At 69.6% G+C, this 17805-nt stretch carries 19 protein-coding genes; 10 read left to right on the top strand and 9 right to left on the bottom strand.

The features are described from left to right. Nucleotides 1-63 precede the first annotated feature (63 nt). Both purM and CY652_RS05455 read left to right on the top strand, forming a co-directional pair. Complete coding sequence (gene purM / locus CY652_RS05460) at nt 64-1119, top strand: phosphoribosylformylglycinamidine cyclo-ligase (protein ID WP_102129690.1); 1056 nt, start codon at nt 64-66, stop codon at nt 1117-1119. Nucleotides 1120-1518: 399 nt separating this feature from the next. Beyond that, a complete protein-coding gene (locus CY652_RS05455; RefSeq protein WP_102129689.1) occupies nt 1519-2028 on the top strand; it encodes an Lrp/AsnC family transcriptional regulator in 510 nt (169 codons plus the stop codon). A 45-nt stretch (nt 2029-2073) separates the two neighbouring features. On the opposite strand, the gene CY652_RS05450 is transcribed toward CY652_RS05455, so the two are convergent. Continuing rightward, a complete protein-coding gene (locus tag CY652_RS05450; RefSeq protein ID WP_102129688.1) occupies nt 2074-2586 on the bottom strand; it encodes a flavin reductase family protein in 513 nt (170 codons plus the stop codon). A gap of 138 nt (nt 2587-2724) precedes the next feature. Between CY652_RS05450 and msrA the strand changes: the two genes are divergently transcribed. Then, nucleotides 2725-3285 carry a peptide-methionine (S)-S-oxide reductase MsrA gene (msrA, locus tag CY652_RS05445; protein ID WP_102129687.1) on the top strand — a complete coding sequence of 187 codons (561 nt, stop codon included), beginning with the start codon at nt 2725-2727 and terminating at the stop codon, nt 3283-3285. Between the two features lie 59 nt (nt 3286-3344). Here msrA and CY652_RS05440 read toward each other — a convergent pair whose 3' ends face one another. Together CY652_RS05440 and pdxH are read right to left on the bottom strand one after the other, a co-directional pair. Continuing rightward, the gene (locus CY652_RS05440; protein WP_102129686.1) at nt 3345-4508 is read right to left on the bottom strand and encodes a DUF72 domain-containing protein; all 1164 of its coding nucleotides are present in this window, start codon (nt 4506-4508) and stop codon (nt 3345-3347) included. A 113-nt stretch (nt 4509-4621) separates the two neighbouring features. Next, nucleotides 4622-5257: a pyridoxamine 5'-phosphate oxidase gene (gene pdxH, locus CY652_RS05435; RefSeq protein ID WP_102129685.1), complete on the bottom strand. Its 636-nt coding sequence runs from the start codon at nt 5255-5257 to the stop codon at nt 4622-4624. A 240-nt stretch (nt 5258-5497) separates the two neighbouring features. Here pdxH and tcdA point away from each other — a divergent pair, with 240 nt between their 5' ends. Next, nucleotides 5498-6382 (top strand): tRNA cyclic N6-threonylcarbamoyladenosine(37) synthase TcdA, encoded by an 885-nt coding sequence (gene tcdA, locus CY652_RS05430; protein WP_258002204.1) that lies wholly within the window; start codon nt 5498-5500, stop codon nt 6380-6382. Nucleotides 6383-6431: 49 nt separating this feature from the next. Here the strand turns inward: tcdA and trxA are convergent, their stop codons facing one another. The 4 genes from trxA to tsaE all read right to left on the bottom strand — a co-directional run bounded on the left by trxA (nt 6432) and on the right by tsaE (nt 10693). Next, complete coding sequence (trxA, locus tag CY652_RS05425) at nt 6432-7280, bottom strand: thioredoxin (protein ID WP_102129684.1); 849 nt, start codon at nt 7278-7280, stop codon at nt 6432-6434. 126 nt (nt 7281-7406) lie between these two features. Continuing rightward, on the bottom strand, nt 7407-8288 hold the full coding sequence (locus CY652_RS05420) for a pirin family protein (RefSeq protein ID WP_102129683.1): 882 nt from the start codon (nt 8286-8288) through the stop codon (nt 7407-7409). Nucleotides 8289-8627: 339 nt separating this feature from the next. Then, on the bottom strand, nt 8628-10163 hold the full coding sequence (locus CY652_RS05415; protein ID WP_102129682.1) for an N-acetylmuramoyl-L-alanine amidase: 1536 nt from the start codon (nt 10161-10163) through the stop codon (nt 8628-8630). After that, nucleotides 10145-10693 (bottom strand): tRNA (adenosine(37)-N6)-threonylcarbamoyltransferase complex ATPase subunit type 1 TsaE, encoded by a 549-nt coding sequence (tsaE, locus tag CY652_RS05410; RefSeq protein ID WP_102129681.1) that lies wholly within the window; start codon nt 10691-10693, stop codon nt 10145-10147. Before tsaE ends, CY652_RS05415 begins: the two co-directional genes overlap by 19 nt. 17 nt (nt 10694-10710) lie before the next feature. Between tsaE and queG the strand changes: the two genes are divergently transcribed. The 5 genes from queG (at nt 10711) to plsY (ending at nt 14865) form a co-directional block, all read left to right on the top strand. Next, on the top strand, nt 10711-11961 hold the full coding sequence (queG, locus tag CY652_RS05405) for a tRNA epoxyqueuosine(34) reductase QueG (RefSeq protein ID WP_102129680.1): 1251 nt from the start codon (nt 10711-10713) through the stop codon (nt 11959-11961). Nucleotides 11962-12041: 80 nt separating this feature from the next. Beyond that, nucleotides 12042-12515: a methylated-DNA--[protein]-cysteine S-methyltransferase gene (locus CY652_RS05400; protein WP_102129679.1), complete on the top strand. Its 474-nt coding sequence runs from the start codon at nt 12042-12044 to the stop codon at nt 12513-12515. Between the two features lie 14 nt (nt 12516-12529). Continuing rightward, entirely contained in the window at nt 12530-13483 is a 954-nt protein-coding gene (gene xerD / locus CY652_RS05395) for a site-specific tyrosine recombinase XerD (RefSeq protein WP_102129909.1), read from the top strand. Nucleotides 13484-13527: 44 nt separating this feature from the next. Next, complete coding sequence (ybaK, locus tag CY652_RS05390; protein WP_102129678.1) at nt 13528-14019, top strand: Cys-tRNA(Pro) deacylase; 492 nt, start codon at nt 13528-13530, stop codon at nt 14017-14019. Between the two features lie 210 nt (nt 14020-14229). Beyond that, on the top strand, nt 14230-14865 hold the full coding sequence (plsY, locus tag CY652_RS05385; RefSeq protein ID WP_102129677.1) for a glycerol-3-phosphate 1-O-acyltransferase PlsY: 636 nt from the start codon (nt 14230-14232) through the stop codon (nt 14863-14865). A gap of 142 nt (nt 14866-15007) precedes the next feature. Here plsY and CY652_RS05380 read toward each other — a convergent pair whose 3' ends face one another. After that, complete coding sequence (locus tag CY652_RS05380) at nt 15008-15493, bottom strand: YajQ family cyclic di-GMP-binding protein (RefSeq protein ID WP_102129676.1); 486 nt, start codon at nt 15491-15493, stop codon at nt 15008-15010. A gap of 240 nt (nt 15494-15733) precedes the next feature. On the opposite strand from CY652_RS05380, the gene murB reads away from it, so the two are divergent. Beyond that, the gene (gene murB / locus CY652_RS05375) at nt 15734-16786 is read left to right on the top strand and encodes a UDP-N-acetylmuramate dehydrogenase (RefSeq protein WP_102129675.1); all 1053 of its coding nucleotides are present in this window, start codon (nt 15734-15736) and stop codon (nt 16784-16786) included. A 34-nt stretch (nt 16787-16820) separates the two neighbouring features. Here the strand turns inward: murB and CY652_RS05370 are convergent, their stop codons facing one another. Next, nucleotides 16821-17651: an EAL domain-containing protein gene (locus tag CY652_RS05370; protein WP_102129674.1), complete on the bottom strand. Its 831-nt coding sequence runs from the start codon at nt 17649-17651 to the stop codon at nt 16821-16823. Nucleotides 17652-17805: the final 154 nt, after the last annotated feature.

Below are 17805 nucleotides of genomic sequence, written 5' to 3'. Positions count from 1 at the left end.
CGCGGCGCAACCGGCGATATCTATCGGGTAAAATCGCATTTTACCGACCTTCTTGCGCCTCCCATGAATCAACCGAAATCCGCTCCCGATGCCAGCGGCCTGTCGTATCGCGACGCCGGCGTCGACATCGACGCGGGCGATGCCCTCGTCGACGCGATCAAGCCCTTTGCCAGAAAGACGTTGCGCGACGGCGTGCTGGGCGGCATCGGCGGGTTCGGCGCGCTGTTCGAAGTGCCGAAGAAGTACCGCGAACCGGTGCTCGTGTCGGGCACCGACGGCGTCGGCACGAAGCTCAAGCTCGCGTTCCATCTGAACAAACACGACACCGTCGGTCAGGATCTCGTCGCGATGAGCGTCAACGACATCCTGGTGCAAGGCGCCGAGCCGCTCTTCTTCCTCGACTACTTCGCCTGCGGCAAGCTCGAGGTCGGCACGGCCGCGACGGTCGTCAAGGGCATCGCGCAGGGCTGCGAGCTGGCCGGCTGCGCCCTCATCGGCGGCGAAACGGCCGAGATGCCGGGCATGTACCCGGACGGCGAATACGATCTGGCCGGCTTCGCGGTCGGCGCGGTCGAGAAGAGCGCGATCATCGACGGCAGCACGATCGCGCCGGGCGACGTCGTGCTCGGCCTCGGCTCGAGCGGCATCCATTCGAACGGCTTTTCGCTCGTGCGCAAGATCATCGAGCGCGCGCAGCCGGACCTGAACGCGGACTTCGACGGTCGCTCGCTCGCCGACGCGCTGATGGCGCCGACGCGCATCTACGTGAAGCCGCTGCTCGGCCTCATGGAGCGCCTGACCGTGAAGGGCATGGCGCACATCACGGGCGGCGGGCTGGTCGAGAACATCCCGCGCGTGCTGCGCGAGGGCTTGACCGCCGAGCTCGACCACCGCGCGTGGCCGCTGCCGCCGCTCTTCTCGTGGCTGCAGACGCACGGCGGCGTCGCCGACGCCGAGATGCATCGCGTGTTCAACTGCGGGATCGGCATGGCCGTCGTCGTGTCGGCCGGGCAGGCCGACGAGGCCGCCGCGCTGCTGGCCTCGGCCGGCGAGCAGGTCTGGAAGATCGGCACGGTGCGCGAAAGCCGTCCCGGCGAAGCGCAGACGGTCGTCGTCTAAGGTTCGACTCCCGTCCCGTCCAGGGGCGCGCTTCCTGACAAGCGGGCAGGCCTTCGACCTGCCCGTTTTCGCAGGTTTTTCCGCTTTTTCCGTCTTTCCGTTGCTCGTTTTCGCGCCCTTTGCGTTTTGCACGCCGGTCGTCCCGATCGTTTGACGGGGCGATTCGGGCGGCCGGCGTCAGGCGGCGATCGTCGACGATTAACGGCGTCGCCGCCCGGTTCCGCGCCTATTTCGCGTTATCTCCCCGCTTTTCCCGTTCCTGCGCGGCGCGCCCGGCGCCCATGCCGCGCGGGCCGTCGCATGATAGGCGGGTCGGAGCGAAATGCGCTTGCGAAAAAAACGCCGCAATTCCCGGTTATTGGCACATAATTTGAGCGAAGACGAAAAGGGAGACAAGAAGTGAACGCGATCTCGCTTGACGCTACCGACTGCCGGATTCTCGCCGTGCTCCAGAACGAGGGGCGAATCAGCAACCTGGATCTGGCCGAACGCATCTCCCTGTCGCCGTCTGCGTGTCTGAGGCGGCTGCGGCTGCTCGAGGAACAGGGAGTCATCGAACACTATCGCGCGTGCCTGAACCGGGAGGTCCTCGGCTTCGAAATGGAGGCGTTCGTGCAGGTGTCGATGCGCAACGACCAGCAGGACTGGCACGAGCAGTTCACGGCCGCGCTGCGCGACTGGCCCGAGGTCGTCGGCGCCTACGCCGTGACGGGCGGGTCGCACTACCTGCTGCGGGTGCTTGCCCACAACCTCAAGCACTACTCCGACTTCGTGCTGCACCGGCTCTATCGCACGCCGGGCGTCATGGACATCCGCTCGAACATCGTGTTGCAGACGCTCAAGGACGATTCGGGCGTGCCAGTGGACCTGATCGAGCAGAAGATCGGCAAGGGAACGACGACGGCCTGACGAAGCGGTGCCTGCTCCGCGGCCCGTCGCGCGGGGGGCGTGCCGTCAGAGCGGGCCGAGCCGGTGGAAGCCGCCGTTCTGGAATACGAGCGGGGCGAATTCGCCGGCCTCGTCGAGGATGCCGCAGCGTTCCACCTCGCCCACGAAGATTACGTGATCGCCCTCGTCGTAGCGGCTGCGGTTGTGGCACTCGAACCAGGCCAGCGCGCCGTCGAGCACGGGCATGCCCGAATCGCCCGCCGCATGCGCGACGCCCGCGAACCGGTCGCCCTTCACGGTCGCGAAACGCTTGCACAGATCGAGCTGCGACGCGGCGAGCACATTCACCACATAATGGCTGTTGGCGCGGAACGCCGGCATCGACGCGGAGCGCGTCGCGAGGCTCCAGAGCACGAGCGGCGGATCGAGCGACACCGAATTGAACGAACTCGCCGTGACGCCGACGAGCTCGCCGTCCGGCGAGCGCGTGGTGATGACGGTCACGCCGGTTGTGAACTGGCCGAGCGCGCGGCGGAACGAAGCCTCGTCGAAGTTGGGCGGGCTGGCGCGGCGCGTCATCGGGACAGGGCCTCGCGCGGCGGTGGAAAGCGCAGAATGGGTGTCATTTGGGAAGGCGGCAAATTGTCCCAATTTTAACGGAAACCGTGCGCGTGCCGGCCGGGACAGCCGCCATCAACGAATCAGGGAGTCGAAAGCATGAGTCAGACAGTCGAAATCGCCACGCTGGGCGGCGGGTGCTTCTGGTGTCTCGAAGCGGTCTATCTGCGCGTGGAGGGCGTCACGCACGTCGAGTCGGGCTATGCGGGCGGGCATCTCGAACGGCCCACCTACGAGCAGGTGTGCAGCGGCGACACGGGCCATGCCGAGGTCGTCAACGTCACGTTCGATCCCGCGCGGATCAGCTATCGGGAGGTGCTCGACATCTTCTTTGCGATCCACGATCCGACCCAGCTCAACCGGCAGGGCAACGACGTCGGCACGCAGTATCGGTCGGTCGTCTTCACGCGTTCGGACGCGCAGCGCGCCGCCGCGGAACAGGCGATCCGCGAGCTGGCCGCCGAGGGCGTCTACGACGGCGCGATCGTCACGCAGGTGCTGGCGCTCGACGGCAACGATAGCAACTACTGGCCGGCCGAGGCCTATCACCAGGACTATTTCGCGCATCACCCGGACCAGGGGTACTGCGCGTTCGTGGTGGCGCCGAAGGTCGCGAAATTCCGGCAGAAGTTCGCGCACCGGCTCAAGAAGGCCGGTTGAGCCGGGCCCGGGCGGCGCGAGTTGCAGCACAGTTGCCGCGCGTCGCGGCGCGTTGCCGGTCAGGGCGTCGCGGTGCCGCGCTGCTGTCCGCAGGCCGCGACGATGGCCCGCGCGAGCTCGACGCACGACAGCGGCGACGAGCCTTCGGCCTTGTTGTTGGTCGTGATCAGCACGGGCTGGCCCGCGATGACGTACCGCGCCGCCAGTTCCGCGAGCGCGTCGCGCGTGTAAGGGTCGGGGTCGACGAGCCTGTCGAACGGTTCGTAGCGCGCTTTCGCCTGCTCGTAGCGAAAGCCGCTGTGCAGGCTCCAGCGCACGACGAGCGGCCCGGCTGGCGTCTCGCCGTCCATCAGCGCGAGCGCCGCCGCCTGGCGCAGCGGATCGGGCATCCGCGCGTGCAGCCCGACGCAGTAGCGCACGCCGGCCGCGCGCAGCGCGCGCACGAGGCGCGGCGTGAGCAGGATCGCGTCGCGAATCTCCACCGCATAGCAGGCGTCGGACGTCGCCTCGCCGAACGAGTCCGGCGGCGGCAGGGCCGTGAGGAACGCGGCGAGCCGCTCGACAAAGCCGGCCGGGTCGGCGAGCAGTGGCGGCGGCAGCGGCGGGAACTGGAAGACGAGGGCGCCGGCCTTCGCACCGAGCCCCTCGATGCAGGGCCGCACGAATTCGCCGACGGCGAGTTCGGCGTTCAGGAAGCAGGGATTGGCTGCTACGGGCTCGCCGCGGTCGCCGCGTACCGACGCGTCGGTGATCGACGCGGGCGCCTTCACGATGAAGCGGAACGTGTCGGGCACCTGCTGGGCGTAGCGCAGGTAGTCGGCGACGCTGAGCGGCGCGTAGAACGAGCGGTCGATGCTGACCGAGCGCAGCAGCGGATGCGCGCCGTAGGCAGCAAGGCCGTCGCGCGCGAGCTTCGCGTTGCTGTAGTCGTCGCCGTAGACGATGCCGCGCCAGCCCGGGAACGACCACGACGACGTGCCGAGCCGCACCTGGGCCGGCAGCGCGGCGGCGAGGTCGAGTAAGTCGGGACTGGGTTCGGCAGGCAATACGGCGCCGCGGGCGCGGCGTTTCGGGCGGGAGGTATCGGTTGCCGCATCGGGGGCGGCGCTGCCGTCCGCCTCCTGTTCAGCGTTTCCGTCTGCCGGTTGCGCCGGAGCGGGAGGCACCCAGCCGAACAGGTCGGATTGAGCGCCGTCGGGCTGAGGCGCGTCGCGGTCGGTCATCGGGGCGAAGTCGGGGTGAAAAGCGGACGGCCAACGATACCAGCGCCCCGTGCCCGAATGCAACCGCCCGCCGATGCCCGGTCACGGGGCGCCGGCAATGAGCGGGCGGGACGTCAGGGCGAGAGCCGGCCGATGTTCCAGCCGGCATCGGTCCGCGTGTAGAAAATCCGGTCGTGCAGCCGCGACGGGCGGCCCTGCCAGAATTCGACGGCGTCGGGCACGAGCCGGTAGCCGCCCCAATGCGGCGGCCGCGGCGGTTCCTCCCCGTACTTCGCGCCGATTTCGCGCTCGCGCGCTTCCAGTTCCGCGCGGCTCGCGAGCGGCCGGCTCTGCTCCGAGGCCCAGGCGCCGATGCGCGAGCCGAGCGGGCGCGAGGCGAAGTAGGCGTCGCTCTCGGCCGCGCTCGTCTTTTCGACCGCGCCCTCGATGCGCACCTGCCGCTCCAGTTCGATCCAGTGAAAGAGCAGGCTCGCGCGCGGATTGCCCGCGAGTTCGCGGCCTTTGCGGCTCTCGTAGTTGGTGAAGAACACGAAGCCGCGTTCGTCCACGCCCTTGATGAGCAGGATGCGCGCGGCCGGGCGGCCCTGCGCGTCGACCGTCGCCACGGTCATCGCGTTGGGCTCGGGCAGCTTCGCGTCGAGCGCCTGGGCGAGCCAGGTCTGGAACTGGCGGATCGGATCGGGATCGACGTCGGAGACGTCGAGCGAGCCCAGCGAGTAGTTTTTCCGGAGGTCGGCGAGTGTCGTCATGTTCCTGTCGTGCGGGCGGCTAAAGTCGGTCGTGAAGTGCGCTGAAGTATAGCCGCGCACGCGGCGTCCGACGTGCGACCCATTGGTCGTCCGTCGGTCATCCGGCGAGCCCGGTCGGCGTGCTGCCCGCCTGCCCCGGCGCGATCAGGCAAAATACGGCTTTTCGCGGCGCTGGCGTCGGGCGGCGGGTTCGCATCCCGTTCCGGCCGGCCCGCCCGATTTCGTTGCCGTTCCTCCGCCATGTCCCGTTCCCCGATTTCCGTGCCGGCCGATCCGGTCGATCGCACCGTTGCTCCCGACGACGCCGGAACCGCCGACCGCGCGCGCCGTTTCGGCGGTCTTGCCCGCCTGTACGGCGCGGCGGCGCTGGCCGCGTTCGAGCGCGCGCACGTCGCCGTGATCGGCCTCGGCGGGGTCGGCTCGTGGGCGGCCGAGGCGCTGGCGCGCAGCGCGGTCGGCGCGCTCACGCTGATCGACCTCGACAACGTCGCCGAGAGCAACACCAACCGGCAGATCCACGCGCTCGACGGCAACTACGGCAAGCCGAAGGTCGACGCCATGGCCGGGCGGATCGCGCTGATCGATCCGGCCTGCCGGGTGCGCGTCGTCGAGGACTTCGTCGAGCCCGAGAACTTCGCCGCCCTGCTCGGCGGCGGTTTCGACTACGTGATCGACGCGATCGACAGCGTGCGCACGAAAACGGCGCTGATCGCCTGGTGCGTCGAGCGGCGCCAGCCGCTCGTCACCGTCGGCGGCGCGGGCGGCCAGCTCGACCCGACGCGCATCCGCATCGACGATCTCGCGCTGACGATTCAGGACCCGCTGCTCTCGAAAGTGCGAGCGCAACTGAGAAAGCAGCACGGCTTTGCGCGCGGGCCGAAGGCGAAGTTCCGGGTGAGCGCGGTCTATTCGGACGAGCCGCTCATCTATCCCGAGCCCGCCGTCTGCGACGTCGATGCCGAAGCGGCGCATCTCGCCACGTCGCCGGGACATAGCGGGCCGGTCGGCCTCAATTGCGCCGGGTTCGGTTCGAGCGTGTGCGTGACGGCGAGCTTCGGTTTCGCGGCCGCCGCGCACGTGCTGCGCGAGATCGCCCGGCGGCCGCCGCCGGACGGAGGGAGCTGACGCCCCGGGGGGATCGTCGGGGCCGCCGTTGCGCGTCCCCGACGCCCGCTCAATTAAGCGCCGTGCTGAGCTTGCGTCGCCACTCGGCGACGAGCTGCGGCTGGTGCGCCGCCAGGTCGAAGACGGACAGCATGGTCTTGCGGCCGATGTCGTCGCGGAACGCGCGGTCGCGCTTCACGATTTCGAGCAGTTGTTCGAGCGCGAGTGCGTAGCCGCGCCGCGCGATCAGCGCGCTGGCCAGATCGAAACGCGCCTCGAGGTCGTCCGGATGCGCCGCGACGCGCGCTTCGAGCGCATCGGTGGGCGGCAGGTCGGCGGCGACGTCGAGCGCGTCGAGGCGGGTCTTCAGCGCGTTGAAGCGCGCGTCGATGCCCTGGGTCGTCTTCGGCGAGAGCAGTTCGACTTCCGCCCGGGCCTCGTCGACGCGATTGTCCGCGAGCAGCAGCTCGATCAGGTCCATGCGCGCGTCGTCGAAACCGGGGTCGTAGGCGAGCGCGGCCTTCAGCGCGTCGTAGGCTTCGTCGCGGCGGCCTTCGGCAAGCGCTTCCTGGGCCGCGAGCCGCTCGCTTTGCGCGGCGTCCGGAATGAGCCGGTCCAAAAATGCACGCAACTCCCGCTCGGGCAGCACGCCGATGAACTGGTCGACGGGCTGGCCGTCCGCGAACGCGACGACGTGCGGGATGCTGCGCACCTGGAAATGCGCGGCCAGCTCCTGGTTCTCGTCGACATTGACCTTCACGAGCTTCCACTTGCCCGCGTACTCCGCCTCGAGCTTTTCGAGCATCGGGCCGAGCGTCTTGCACGGGCCGCACCAGGGCGCCCAGAAGTCGATGAGCACCGGCGCGAGTACCGACGCGTCGATGACGTCCTTTTCAAATGTGGCCAGAGTCGTGTCCATGGCGTGTCCTCGCTTCCTCTCGGAAAAACTGTCTGCCGGCCAAATTGGGGCGAAGCCGCGAATTTCAACGGTCCGCAACGGTTTTCGGCGGTCCCGCCGGCGCGGGCCCGGCGTCAGTGCGCGGTCTTAATGCGGCTTCTTTTCCGGCAGCGGAATCCATTCGGTTTCGCCGGGCACCCGGCCCAGGGCCTGGCGCGTCCAGGCCTCTTTGGCCCGCTCGATTTTTTCGCGCGAACTCGCGACGAAATTCCATTCGATGAAGCGCTCGCCCGCGAGTTTCGCGCCGCCGAGCAGCATGACGCGCGCGCCCGAGGCGCTCGCGAGCGTGACGGTTTCGCCCGGCTGCAGCACGGCCATCGTGGTGGGTGCAAGCGGCGTGCCGTCGATCGACAGGTCGCCGTCCACGAGGTAGACGCCGCGTTCCTCGTGCTCCGGTTCGAGCGCGAACGCGCCGCCGGGCGCGAACTGGGCGGCGACGTAGAGCGTCGGGGAGAACGTCGCGGCCGGCGAGGTGCGGCCGAACGCGGTGCCGGCGATGACGCGCAGCGTCGCGCCGTTGCGCTCGAACTCGGGCAGCGTCGCGGCGGGATGGTGCGCGAACGACGGCTCGGCGTCCTCGTGCTCGAGCGGCAGCGCGATCCAGGTCTGGATGCCGTGGATCGTCCGGTCGCGCGCGCGCTCCCCGGCCGGCGAGCGCTCGGAATGCACGATGCCGCGGCCGGCTGTCATCCAGTTCACGTCGCCGGGCGTGATTTCCTGCTGCGAGCCGAGGCTGTCGTGGTGCATGAGCGCGCCGTCGAACAGATAGGTGACGGTGGCGAGCCCGATGTGCGGGTGCGGGCGCACGTCGACGCCCGTGCCGGCCGGCAGCGTGGCCGGTCCCATGTGGTCGAAGAAGATGAACGGCCCGACGAGGCGCGCGGCGAGCGCCGGCAGCACGCGCCGCACGACGAGGTTGCCGATGTCGCGCTCGTGGGGGGTGAGGATCGCCTTGATCGAAGAGGACACGGGGACTTCCTTGTCGTGATGCGGTAACGGCGGGAGGGCGGCGCGCGGGACGCTGCGGGGGCGGCGTCGGGCCGGGCGGATGCGGGCCATTCTACCGTTCGGACGAATCGGCGGCGCCGGGACTGGCGGTCGTCGACAAACGGCCGGAAAACCGCCGGTAAGCGGTCAACAGGCCGCCAGTAAACGGTCAACAGGCGGCCAACAGGCGGCCGACCGGGTTGCCGGCGCGGCGCCGGAGGACGAGTTGGGAGCCGGCCGGGCGGTTTGGCGTCGGCTGTTGCCGGACGCGATGCGGACCGGCCATCCGCCGGCTTGCCCAGGCGCGCCGACGGACCCCGATCAGACCGTCGTGCTTCGCGAGAGCGGCGGGTTCGCCGCGAAGTAGTGCTGGATGCCCTTGAAGATCGCATCGGCCATCTGCTGGCGATACGCGTCGTTCAGCAGCCGCTGCTCTTCCTCGGGATTGCTGATGAACGCGGTTTCCACGAGGATCGACGGAATGTCGGGCGCCTTGAGCACCGCGAAGCCGGCCTGCTCGACGCGGCCGCTGTGCAGGTGGTTCACGCCGCCCACCTCGTTGAGCACGAAGTCGCCGTAGCGCATCGAGTCGCGAATCTGCGCCGTCGTCGACATGTCGAAGAGCGCGCGGTTCACCGACGCGTCGGCCGTCTTCACGCTGATGCCGCCGATCTGGTCCGACGAGTTTTCCTTGTTCGCCATCCAGCGCGCCGCCGCGCTCGAGGCGCCGTGCTCCGAGAGCGCGAACACCGACGAGCCGTGTGCAGCCGGCGTCGTGAACGCATCCGCGTGCACCGAGACGAAGAGGTCCGCCCCCACGCGCCGCGCCTTCTGCACGCGCACGTTGAGCGGCACGAAGAAGTCGGAGTCGCGCGTCATCATCGCGCGCATGTTGGGCTGCGCGTCGATTTTCGCGCGCAGCTTCTTCGCGATGTCGAGCGCGACGTGCTTCTCGTAGGTGCCCGCACTGCCGATCGCGCCGGGGTCCTCGCCGCCGTGGCCCGGATCGACGGCGACGGTGAGCAGGCGCGCGCCGCCGCGCCCGCTCTTCGGCGTCGTGAACGCGTAGGCGTCGTCGCTGCCGTCGTCCCGCGCGAGCGGGGCGGCCGGCGGCGCGGACGAGGTGCCCGGCGCCGCCGGCGGCGTGTTCGCGGGCGGGGCATTCTGCGCGTAGCGCTGGAAGAACGCGTCGCTGTCGTCGGTCGCGTTCGCGCCGCCGGTGCCGGCGCCCGATGCGCCCGATGTCGGCGCGGCCGAGGCGTCGGGGCCGGCCAGCGTCGCGGGCGGCGTGTCTTCGTGCAGGTTCTGGCGCGCGGCGAGCTGCTGCTCCTTGCGCTGGGTCTGCGCGATCAGGTCCATCAGCGGGTCGGGCGGGACGGCCGGGTAGAGGTCGAACACGAGCCGGTAGCGGTACGAGCCGACCGGGGTCAGCGCGAACATCTGCGGCTTGACCGAGCCCTTGAGGTCGAACACCATGCGCACCACGTGCGGCTGGTACTGGCCGACGCGCACCGACTGAATCTGCGGATCGTTCGGCGTGATCTTCGAGACGAGGTCGCGCAGCGCGGCGTCGAGGTCGAGGCCGTTCAGGTCCACGACGAGCCGGTCGGGACTCTGCAGTAACTGTTGCGAAGCTTCGAGCGGCTGATCCGACTCGATGGTGACGCGCGTGTAGTCGCGCGCCGGCCACACGCGCACGCCGACGATCGAGGCAGCCCAGGCGAGACGCGGCGCCATGAGCCCGAGCACCAGCGTGGAGGCGCCCGCGCCGAGGATTTGCCGGCGGCGCCAGTTGTGCGTGGCGGTGGCGGCGGATTCGATCGAGCGGAACGGTTTGATTAACATCTTTCGAGGCATGCCTTTCCCAGGTTGCTGTATGCGAATGCGGTGAGCACGCGGCCCTCGCCGCGCTCACCGGGTTCGAGCGCGAACGCGAGGTCCGGCACGCCGAGCAGGCCGCTCGCGCGCTGTGGCCATTCGACGAGGCAGACGGCGCCGCTGTCGAGGTACTCGCGAAAGCCGGCGTCGGTCCATTCGGACGGGTCGCCGAAGCGATAGAGATCGAAGTGATAGAGCGCGAGTTCCCCGTCCGGGGTCGCGACCGTGTAGGGTTCGACGAGCGTGTAGGTGGGACTGCGCACGCGGCCCGCGTGGCCGAGCGCGCGCAGGGTGGCGCGCACGAGCGAGGTTTTGCCGGCGCCGAGGTCGCCGGTGAGCTGGACCTGCAGGCCGTCGCGGCGCGCCGCTTGCCGTTGCTCCGCGATCGCTTTCGCGAAGCGCGCGCCGAACGCGTCGGTGGCGGCTTCGTCCGCCAGCTCGAAGCGGCGTTCGAGCAGCGCGTCGGCGGGGTATCCAGCGATACTGTCCTGACCGGGAATAACGGGCATTCTCGTAAAATGACGTGATGAACCGCAGTCCGTCGCCCCTTTCGTCCCGCCTGCCTCGCGAAGCGTCGCACGAGTCGCCTCGCGCGGCCGGGTCCGGGTTCGATGCGCGCGAACTCGTCGAACTTGCCGCGCGCATTCGTGTCTGGGGACGCGAACTGGGGTTCGGCGCGCTCGGCATCAGCGATACCAATCTTTCCCATGCCGAGGCGGGCCTTGCCGCGTGGCTCGAAGCGGGCTGCCACGGCGAGATGGATTATATGGCCAAACATGGCCCGAAACGCGCGCGTCCCGGCGAGCTTGTGGCCGGCACGCGACGTGTGATTTCCGTAAGGATGGCCTATTTGCCTGCGGCGAGCTTCACCGAAGCGGCGAGCGGAAAGCCCGGCGAAAGTGCTTCGCAAGACGCGCCGCCGGACTGGCGGGCGAGGGAACGCGCGAGGCTCGCCGATCCGCAGGCCGCGGTGGTGTCGATCTACGCGCGCGGCCGCGACTATCACAAGGTGTTGCGTCAGCGTCTGCAACAACTGGCCGAGCGCATCGAGGCGGCCGTCGGCGTCTACGGCCATCGCGTGTTCGCCGACTCGGCGCCTGTGCTCGAGGTCGAGCTCGCGCAGAAGGCCGGCGTCGGCTGGCGGGGGAAGCACACGCTGCTTTTGCAGCGCGACGCGGGGTCTCTGTTCTTTCTCGGCGAGATCTACGTCGATCTCCCGCTGCCGACCGATGCCGACGGCGGCCCGAATCGTCCCGGCGACGCCGGCGAGCATTGCGGAAGCTGCACGCGCTGCCTCGACGCCTGCCCGACGGGCGCGATCGTCGAGCCTTACAGGGTGGACGCGCGGCGCTGCATCTCGTACCTGACCATCGAACTGAAAGGCAGCATCCCGCTCGAGCTCCGGCCGATGATCGGCAACCGCGTGTACGGCTGCGACGACTGCCAGCTCGTGTGCCCCTGGAACAAGTTCGCGGCGGCCGCGCCCGTCGACGACTTCGACGTGCGCCACGGGCTCGACCGCGCGACGCTCGTCGAGTTGTTCGGCTGGAGCGCCGCGCAGTTCGACGAGCGCATGCAGGGCAGCGCGGTGCGCCGCATCGGCTACGAGCGCTGGCTGCGCAATCTGGCCGTCGGGCTCGGCAACGCGCTGCGCGCGCCGTCCGGCGCGCTCGCGGACGACGCGCGCGCCGCGCTCGTCGCCGCGCTGCGCGCGCGGGAAGACGACGGTTCGGCGCTCGTTCGCGAGCACGTTCGCTGGGCGCTCGAAGCGGCATGACGCGGCATAATCGGGGCGGCGCGGCGACGGAGCGGGCGAAAGGGCCGCGCAGCCGCATTTCGACGACGGGGAGGCACATCATGTTCAACGCGGTGATCGACGCGCCGTTCGGCAAGGTCGGCATCCGGACCGAAGGCGGGCGCGTGAGCGAGATCGTCTATCTGACGGCCGACGCGCCGGGCGTCGTGCCCGACTGCGATCTGGCCGGGCGCGCGGCCGGCCAGATCGCGCGGTACTTCGAGTGCGCCTCGGCGGACTTCGACCTGCCGCTTGCCGAGCGCGGCACGCCGTTCCAGCGGCGCGTCTGGCAGGGCATCGACACGATCGCGGCGGGCGCCGTGCTGACCTACGGGCAACTGGCCGAGCGCATCGGCGGCAGCTCGCCGCGCGCGGTCGGCCAGGCTTGCGGCTCGAACCGCTTTCCGCTCGTGATTCCGTGTCACCGCGTCGTCGCGGCGAGCGGCCTCGGCGGGTTCGCGCATCACGGCGGCGAAGGCTTCTTTCGCGACGTGAAGCGCTGGCTGCTCGCGCACGAGGGCGTCGAGGCGCGATGAGCGAGACGACGAAAATGCCGGGCCAGGCCGATGCGCCCGGTCCAGAAGCCGGCGGCGAACCCGCCGCGTCCCCCATGCTCGTCGCGAGCCGCGCCGCGATCGACACGTTCTGCGATGCGATGTGGCTCGAGTACGGGCTCTCGCGCAACACGCTCGACGCATACCGGCGCGACCTGAGTATCTTCGCGCAGTGGCTCGGGCTCGAGCGCGGGCGGATGCTCGACGGCGCGCGCGAGGACGACCTGGTCGCCTACAGCGCCGTGCGCCGCGACGACAAGCCGACCTCGACGAACCGGCGGCTCTCGGTGTTTCGCCGCTATTACGGCTGGGCCGTGCGCGAGCGGCGCGCGCAGGCGGACCCGACCGTGCGCATCCGCTCGGCGAAGCAGCCGCTGCGCTTTCCGTCGACGCTGACCGAGGCGCAGGTCGAGGCGCTGCTCGGCGCGCCCGACGTCGACACGCCGCTCGGGCTGCGCGACCGCACGATGCTCGAACTGATGTACGCGAGCGGGCTGCGCGTGACCGAGCTCGTCACGCTCAAGACCGTCGAAGTGGGGCTCAACGAGGGCGTGGTGCGGGTGCTCGGCAAGGGCGCGAAGGAGCGCCTGATCCCGTTCGGCGAGGAAGCGCACGGGTGGATCGAGCGCTATCTGCGCGACGCGCGGCCGGCGCTGCTCGGCGCGCGCACGGCCGATGCGCTGTTCGTGACGGCACGCGCCGAGGGCATGACGCGCCAGCAGTTCTGGCACATCATCAAGCGCCGCGCGGCGACGGCCGGCGTGCATGCGCCGCTCTCGCCGCACACGCTGCGGCACGCGTTCGCCACGCATCTGCTGAACCACGGCGCGGACCTGCGCGTCGTGCAACTGCTGCTCGGCCACAGCGACATCTCGACGACGCAGATCTACACGCACGTCGCGCGCGAGCGGCTCAAGCAGCTACACGCGACGCACCATCCGCGCGGGTAGAACGCCGCCCGCTGCGTGGCCGGCGCCCGCTACAATGGCGCTCCATGAGCAAATCGAAACACGTATCCGAAACCCCCGCGACGCAACTGCTGCGGCGCCACGGCATCGCGTTCGGCGAATATCCCTACGAATACGTCGAACACGGCGGCACGGCCGAGTCGGCGCGCCAGCTCGGCCTCGACGAGCATCGCGTCGTCAAGACGCTCGTCATGGAGGACGAGCACGCGAAGCCGCTCATCGTGCTCATGCACGGCGACCGCAAGGTCTCGACGAAGAGCCTCGCGCGGCAGATCGGCGCGAAACGCGTCGAGCCCTGCAAGCCCGAGGTCGCGAACCGTCATTCGGGCTACCTCGTCGGCGGCACGTCGCCGTTCGGCACGAAGAAGACGATGCCCGTCTACGTCGAATCCACGATCCTCGAATTCGACGAGATCTATCTGAACGGCGGGCGGCGGGGCTTTCTCGTGAGCCTCGCGCCCGCGGCGCTCGTCTCGCTGCTCGGCGCGAAGCCGGTGCAGTGCGCGAGCGTCGAGTAGGGCGCGCCCGGCTTTTGTCCGGCGCTTGTCTGGTGTTTTCGGCGCTTTCTGCCTTCCCGTTCTTTTCCCGGTCCTCGTCCGCCGGCGGCGCGCGCTCCGGTCGCGGCGCTTCGGTAGAATGAGCGCCTTTGCGAAGGCCGGCGCGGTCGCGACCGCTGGCGCGCAGGGCGGCTTCCCCGCTTCCTTTCTTTTTTCGTCCGGGCTTCACGCATGTACAACCTGATCGTCGCCGTCCTTGCCTATCTGATCGGCTCGGTGTCGTTTGCCGTGATCGTCAGCGCCGTGCTGGGTCTCTCCGACCCGCGTTCCTACGGCTCCGGCAATCCCGGCGCGACCAACGTGCTGCGCAGCGGCAACAAGACGGCCGCGATCCTCACGCTCGCGGGCGACGCGCTCAAGGGCTGGCTCGCCGTCTGGCTCGCCGCGCGTTTCGGTCCGCGCTTCGGACTTAACGACGAAGCCGTCGCGCTCGCGTCGATCGCCGTGTTCCTCGGCCACCTCTATCCGGTGTTCTTCCGCTTCAAGGGCGGCAAGGGCGTCGCGACGGCGGCCGGCGTGCTGTTCGCGGTGCAGCCGCTGCTCGGCCTCGCGTGCGTGCTGGCCTGGCTCGTCGTCGCGTTCGCGTTTCGCTACTCGTCGCTGGCCGCGCTGGCGGCGGCCGTGTGCGCGCCGATCCTCGACGCGCTCCTGTTCGGCGGGCACCTCGTGGCGCTCGCGATTCTCGCGATGAGCGTGCTGCTGGTGTGGCGCCACCGCACGAACATTTCGAAGCTGATGGCGGGTACGGAAAGCCGCATCGGCGGCCGGAAGAAGACGGCGGAACCGGACGGTCAGCGTGGCGGGTGAGGCGGGGCGGGTGAGGCGGGGCGTGGCCGGGCGGGTTCGCTGGGGCTGTGGGCTGTGGGCGTCGGGCTGAGACGCCGGGCCGTTCCGGACGGCCCGGCGGGCCATCCGGAACGAAGCCGGACGTGCGGCGCCCGGGCGCGTCCTAATCGCGGAAGTTGTTGAAGTCGAGCGGCGTGTCGGTCACGTCCTTGCGCAGCAGGGCGATGACGCTTTGCAGGTCGTCGCGCTTGGCGCCCGCCACGCGCACCGCGTCGCCCTGGATGCTGGCCTGAACCTTGATCTTGCTGTCCTTGACGAGCTTGACGATCTTCTTCGCGAGGTCGCCCGAGACGCCCTTCTTCACGGTGACGAGCTGCTTGACCTTGTCGCCGCCGATCTTTTCGATCTTGCCGTAGTCGAGAAAGCGCACGTCCACGTTGCGCTTCGCCATCTTCGAGAGCAGCACGTCCTTGACCTGGCCCAGCTTGAACTCGTCGTCGGCGAACATCGTCAGTTCGCGCTCCTTCTGTTCCACGCGCGCGTCCGAGCCCTTGAAGTCGAAGCGCGTGGAAATTTCCTTGTTGGCTTGCTCGACGGCGTTCTTCACCTCGATCATGTTGGCTTCGCAGACGACGTCAAACGATGGCATTGCATTCTCCCAGTTGTCCCCGGCCGTTTCCGGGCAGCGCGGTGTCGGATCGCGGCCACGGATTGCCGTCGGGCCGGCCGCACTCGCTATAATCACGAACCGACGCCATTTTACCGGTGCCGTTTCTTTTGCCCAAGGCCGCATGCCGTTCCGCGTGCATGGCTCGCGGCCCTGGTTTTACCGTTTTTTTCACCGACGTTTTCACCGACGCTCGCCCGCTCCGCCCGGATACCCGTTTCGATGCCCGCATCCGCCTCGTCCCGCCACGCTCGTGCCTGGTTCGCAGCCGATTATCCGCTGCGCGCGCACAACACGTTCGGTTTCGACGTTCGGGCGCGGCTCGCGTGCCGCCTCGAGACCGAGGTCGACCTGCGCGCCGCGGTGCGCGACCCGCGCGCGCGGGGGCAGCGCACGCTCGTGCTGGGCGGCGGCAGCAACGTCGTGCTCACGCGCGACTTCGACGGCCTCGTGCTGCTCGTCGCGCTGCGCGGGCGGCGTCTCGCGCGCGAGGACGAGCATGCCTGGTACGTCGAAGCGGCGGCCGGCGAGAACTGGCACGATTTCGTCGCCTGGACGCTCGAGCAGCACATGCCGGGCCTCGAGAATCTCGCGCTGATTCCGGGCACCGTCGGCGCCGCGCCGGTCCAGAACATCGGCGCGTACGGGCTCGAAATGGCCGAGCGCTGCGCCTCGGTGCGCGCGGTCGAGCTCGCGAGCGGCAAGGTGACCGAATTCGACGCCGCGGATTGCGGGTTCGATTACCGCGACAGCGTTTTCAAGCGCGAAGGCAGCGGGCGCTTTGCAATCACCTCGGTGACGTTCCGCCTGCCGAAGCGGTGGACGCCGCGCGCCGGCTACGCCGATCTCGCGCGCGAACTGGAAGCGCGCGGCTTCGCGGATACGCCCGACGCGCGGGCCGTGTTCGACGCGGTCGTGGCGGTGCGGCGCGCGAAGCTGCCGGACCCGGTCCAGCTCGGCAACGCCGGCAGTTTCTTCAAGAATCCCGTCGTCGATGCGCTGCAGTTCGACGCGCTGCTCGCGCGCGAACCGCAGATCGTCTCGTATCCCCAGGCCGACGGGCGCGTGAAGCTGGCCGCCGGCTGGCTCATCGACCGCTGCGGCTGGAAGGGCCGCGCGCTGCGCGCGGCGGCCGTCCACGACCGGCAGGCGCTCGTGCTCGTGAACCGCGGCGGCGCGACGGGCGCCGACGTGCTCGAACTCGCCCAGGCGATCCGCAGCGATGTGCGCACGCGCTTCGGCGTCGAGCTCGAGCAGGAACCCGTCAGTCTCTGAGCGGCCCGGCCGCTTTTCCCCTCTTAGCCCCTTCTTACCGGGCGGCCGACCAGGCGCCCGCCACCTTGTCCTGCGCCGCGAAGAGCGGCCCCTGCACGAACCGCACGTCGTACTGCTGCAGCAGGTTGAACTGGGACGCGTCGGCGACGCGGTTGAAGATCAGCGGAATGCGCAGCCGCGCGGCATAGCCGACGAGCGGTTTGACCATCGAGTCGCGCAGCGCGGCGCCCGCGTCCATCTTCACGAAGTCGAGCCGCGCCATGTCCGACACGGACAGGATCTGCCCGGCATTCGGCAGGTTGCCCGCCACCTTGAAGCCGTAGCGCTGGTAGCTCTTCGTCAGATAGCCGAGGAAAGTCCGGTGCGCCACCGCGGCGGGCGGCAGCTCGATCACGATGCGGCCCGGATTGAGCCCGAACGAGACGAGCACGTTCGAGAAATGCCGCCCGTGGTCGTATTTCACGCTCTTGAGCAGCCGCTCGTGCACGCGCAGGAACAGCAGGCCGCGCCGCTGCGTGCCGAGAAAATTGATCGTGTGGAGCGCGCGCAGCATCCGGTCGAGCGAGACGAGCGCGGGGTCGTCGAGCGTGTCGTCGAGCAGCACGAACGGCTCGCCGTCCTCGCGCAGCGTGATGGCCTGGAAACCGAGTTCGTCGCCGAAACGCTCCGCGCTCGCGGGCTCGGGCGAGAGCGACTGCGCGAGCCCGTGCACGCTGACGTCGAAGATCGGCGCGTATCCGCTGCGCAGCAGCGTGTCGCCGTGTTGCGCGACGGCCTGCTCGCCGTCCCCCATCGCGAGGTGTTCGCCGAGAAACGGATGATCGGCGGCGCGGGCGACCAGCTCGGAAAGGGTCGGGGCAATCATGTCTTGTGCGGTGCGAGGCCGGAAGGGGACGTGGGCGGCCGGCGCCGCGTCGTGACGGAATCCATGGATGGTAGCAGTCCGGCGCGCGGCGGCATGGACGAAATGGTCATAACCTTATCGGCCGCGCGCAGCCGGAATTGAGGGCGCGCGCGGG

It is taken from the genome of Burkholderia sp. WAC0059 (assembly GCF_002870125.1).
Lineage (GTDB): Bacteria > Pseudomonadota > Gammaproteobacteria > Burkholderiales > Burkholderiaceae > Paraburkholderia.
Note: the sequence above shows the minus strand (reverse complement) of the source record. Positions and strands in the feature narration are given on the sequence as shown.

What these genes read in the sequence shown, in the direction of transcription:
- purM (WP_102129690.1), top strand. Translation starts at nt 64, where the DNA reads ATGAATCAACCGAAATCCGCTCCCGATGCCAGCGGCCTGTCGTATCGC.
- CY652_RS05450 (WP_102129688.1), bottom strand. Translation starts at nt 2,586, where the DNA reads ATGACGCGCCGCGCCAGCCCGCCCAACTTCGACGAGGCTTCGTTCCGC.
- msrA (WP_102129687.1), top strand. Translation starts at nt 2,725, where the DNA reads ATGAGTCAGACAGTCGAAATCGCCACGCTGGGCGGCGGGTGCTTCTGG.
- CY652_RS05440 (WP_102129686.1), bottom strand. Translation starts at nt 4,508, where the DNA reads ATGACCGACCGCGACGCGCCTCAGCCCGACGGCGCTCAATCCGACCTG.
- pdxH (WP_102129685.1), bottom strand. Translation starts at nt 5,257, where the DNA reads ATGACGACACTCGCCGACCTCCGGAAAAACTACTCGCTGGGCTCGCTC.
- tcdA (WP_258002204.1), top strand. Translation starts at nt 5,498, where the DNA reads ATGTCCCGTTCCCCGATTTCCGTGCCGGCCGATCCGGTCGATCGCACC.
- trxA (WP_102129684.1), bottom strand. Translation starts at nt 7,280, where the DNA reads ATGGACACGACTCTGGCCACATTTGAAAAGGACGTCATCGACGCGTCG.
- CY652_RS05415 (WP_102129682.1), bottom strand. Translation starts at nt 10,163, where the DNA reads ATGCCTCGAAAGATGTTAATCAAACCGTTCCGCTCGATCGAATCCGCC.
- tsaE (WP_102129681.1), bottom strand. Translation starts at nt 10,693, where the DNA reads ATGCCCGTTATTCCCGGTCAGGACAGTATCGCTGGATACCCCGCCGAC.
- queG (WP_102129680.1), top strand. Translation starts at nt 10,711, where the DNA reads ATGAACCGCAGTCCGTCGCCCCTTTCGTCCCGCCTGCCTCGCGAAGCG.
- CY652_RS05400 (WP_102129679.1), top strand. Translation starts at nt 12,042, where the DNA reads ATGTTCAACGCGGTGATCGACGCGCCGTTCGGCAAGGTCGGCATCCGG.
- xerD (WP_102129909.1), top strand. Translation starts at nt 12,530, where the DNA reads ATGCCGGGCCAGGCCGATGCGCCCGGTCCAGAAGCCGGCGGCGAACCC.
- ybaK (WP_102129678.1), top strand. Translation starts at nt 13,528, where the DNA reads ATGAGCAAATCGAAACACGTATCCGAAACCCCCGCGACGCAACTGCTG.
- plsY (WP_102129677.1), top strand. Translation starts at nt 14,230, where the DNA reads ATGTACAACCTGATCGTCGCCGTCCTTGCCTATCTGATCGGCTCGGTG.
- CY652_RS05380 (WP_102129676.1), bottom strand. Translation starts at nt 15,493, where the DNA reads ATGCCATCGTTTGACGTCGTCTGCGAAGCCAACATGATCGAGGTGAAG.
- murB (WP_102129675.1), top strand. Translation starts at nt 15,734, where the DNA reads ATGCCCGCATCCGCCTCGTCCCGCCACGCTCGTGCCTGGTTCGCAGCC.
- CY652_RS05370 (WP_102129674.1), bottom strand. Translation starts at nt 17,651, where the DNA reads ATGATTGCCCCGACCCTTTCCGAGCTGGTCGCCCGCGCCGCCGATCAT.